This window comes from Micromonospora sp. NPDC003776, from assembly GCF_053605645.1.
On record NZ_JBSGJR010000889.1, the window covers coordinates 1 to 1,743 of the forward strand.

The following is a 1,743-nucleotide window of genomic DNA, read 5'->3' on the forward strand; positions in this document are numbered from 1 at the left end:
CCGCCGAGTACGCGGCGATCTGGGCGTACGGGGTGATCGGGGTCCACCTGACCGAGGACGCCCGCCGGGCCGCCCGCAGCGCGGAGGCGGCCCACCGGTCCCGCCGCGACACCCTGATCCTCCAGCTCAGCACCAACGGGGGTCAGGTCCCCGCGAACCGGGCCGGGTACGCGCTGCCGTACCCGGTGACCGACCGGGCGGCCGCGCTCAAGCTGGCGGTCGAGATCGAGGAGCGCACGGCCGGCCACTGGCGGGCGGCGCTGCCGCACACCACCGGCGCCGACCGGAAACGGGCGCTCGCCGCCTTGACCGACTGCGCCCTGCGGGCCACCCGCTGGCGGCGCAGTGCGGGCGTGACCCCGGTCACGGTTCCGTTCCCCGGTCGGCCGGTCTGAGCGGGCCGCCGGTCACGCGGCGGATCCTTCCGGTTGCGGTCCGCATACCAGGTATGCATACTCCTCGCCATGTCCATCCGTCACGGCCTGCTCGCCCTGCTCGAACGCGGCCAGATGTACGGCTACCAGTTGCGGGCCGCGTTCGAGGAGTCCACCGGCTCCACCTGGCCGTTGAACATCGGGCAGGTCTACACCACGCTGGCCCGACTGGAACGCGACGGTCTGGTCCGCTCGCTGCCGGAGAGCGAGGCCGGGCAGCGGCCGTACGAGATCACCGACGCCGGCCGGGCGGACCTGGCGCTCTGGTTCGCCACCCCGATCAGCCGGGCCGACCGGCCCCGGGACGAGCTGTCGATCAAGCTCGCCCTGGCGCTGACCACGCCCGGCGTGGAGGTGCGCGCCGTGGTGCAGACCCAGCGCAGCGCCACCATGCGCGCGCTGCAGGAGTTGACCCGGTTGAAGTACGCCAGCGACAAGCCGGAGGATCTGCCCTGGCGGCTGGTGCTGGACGCGATGATCTTCCAGGCCGAGGCGGAGATCCGCTGGCTCGACCACTGCGAGACCAGCCTGGTCCGCTACCGTCCGGCGCCCGGCCGCCCGGCGGGCCGCCCCGAGGCGGTGGACCACAGCGACGAGGCGGCCCGCCGGTGAGCCGGGCGCCGGGACGGCGCGAGACGGAGGGACCGCGGTGAGCGTGGTGCTGGAACTGCGGGATGTGCACCGGACGCACGGCGCCGGGGAGGCGGCCGTGCACGCGCTGCGCGGGGTCAGCCTGACCGTGCGGGCCGGCGAGCTGGTCGCGGTGATGGGCCCGTCCGGCTCGGGCAAGTCCACTTTGCTGGCGCTGGCCGGCGGGCTGGACCGCCCGACCGGCGGCGACGTGCTGGTCGAGGGGGAACCGCTCGGCGGCCTCGGCGCGCGGGAGCTGGCCCGGCTGCGGCGCCGCCGGATCGGGTACGTCTTCCAGGATCTGAACCTGCTCGGCAGCCTCACCGCGGTGGAGAACGTGGCGCTGCCCCTGGAACTCGACGGGGTCGGCGTCCGGACGGCCCGCCGGGCGGCCCTCGCGGCGCTCGACGAGGTGGGCGTGGCGGGGCTGGGCGACCGGTTCCCCGACCAGATGTCCGGCGGCCAGCAGCAACGGGTGGCGATCGCCCGGGCGCTGGTCGGCGAGCGCCGCCTGGTGCTCGCCGACGAACCCACCGGCGCGCTCGACTCCCAGACCGGGGAGGCCGTGCTGCACCTGCTGCGCCGCCGCTCGCGCTGCTGTCCGTGCTGATGGAACTGGCCGTCCGCGGGGTGAACATGACCCGGATCGAGTCCCGCCCGACCGGTGAGGCGCTCGGCC

Annotated in this window: 2 protein-coding genes and 2 pseudogenes; all 4 read left to right on the forward strand. The window is 75.2% G+C overall.

Annotation, left to right across the window (positions count from 1 at the left end; genetic code table 11):
- Positions 1–395, forward strand: a 395-nt coding sequence (locus tag ACWEVO_RS36115; protein WP_452311880.1) for a ferritin-like domain-containing protein, incomplete at its 5' end; no start/stop codon positions are given.
- A gap of 69 nt (positions 396–464) precedes the next feature.
- A complete protein-coding gene (locus ACWEVO_RS36120) occupies positions 465–1,046 on the forward strand; it encodes a PadR family transcriptional regulator (RefSeq protein WP_452311881.1) in 582 nt (193 codons plus the stop codon).
- 43 nt (positions 1,047–1,089) lie between these two features.
- A pseudogene (locus ACWEVO_RS36125) lies at positions 1,090–1,653 on the forward strand (ABC transporter ATP-binding protein); the annotation flags it as partial.
- Between the two features lie 2 nt (positions 1,654–1,655).
- Positions 1,656–1,743, forward strand: a pseudogene (locus tag ACWEVO_RS36130) (prephenate dehydratase); the annotation flags it as partial.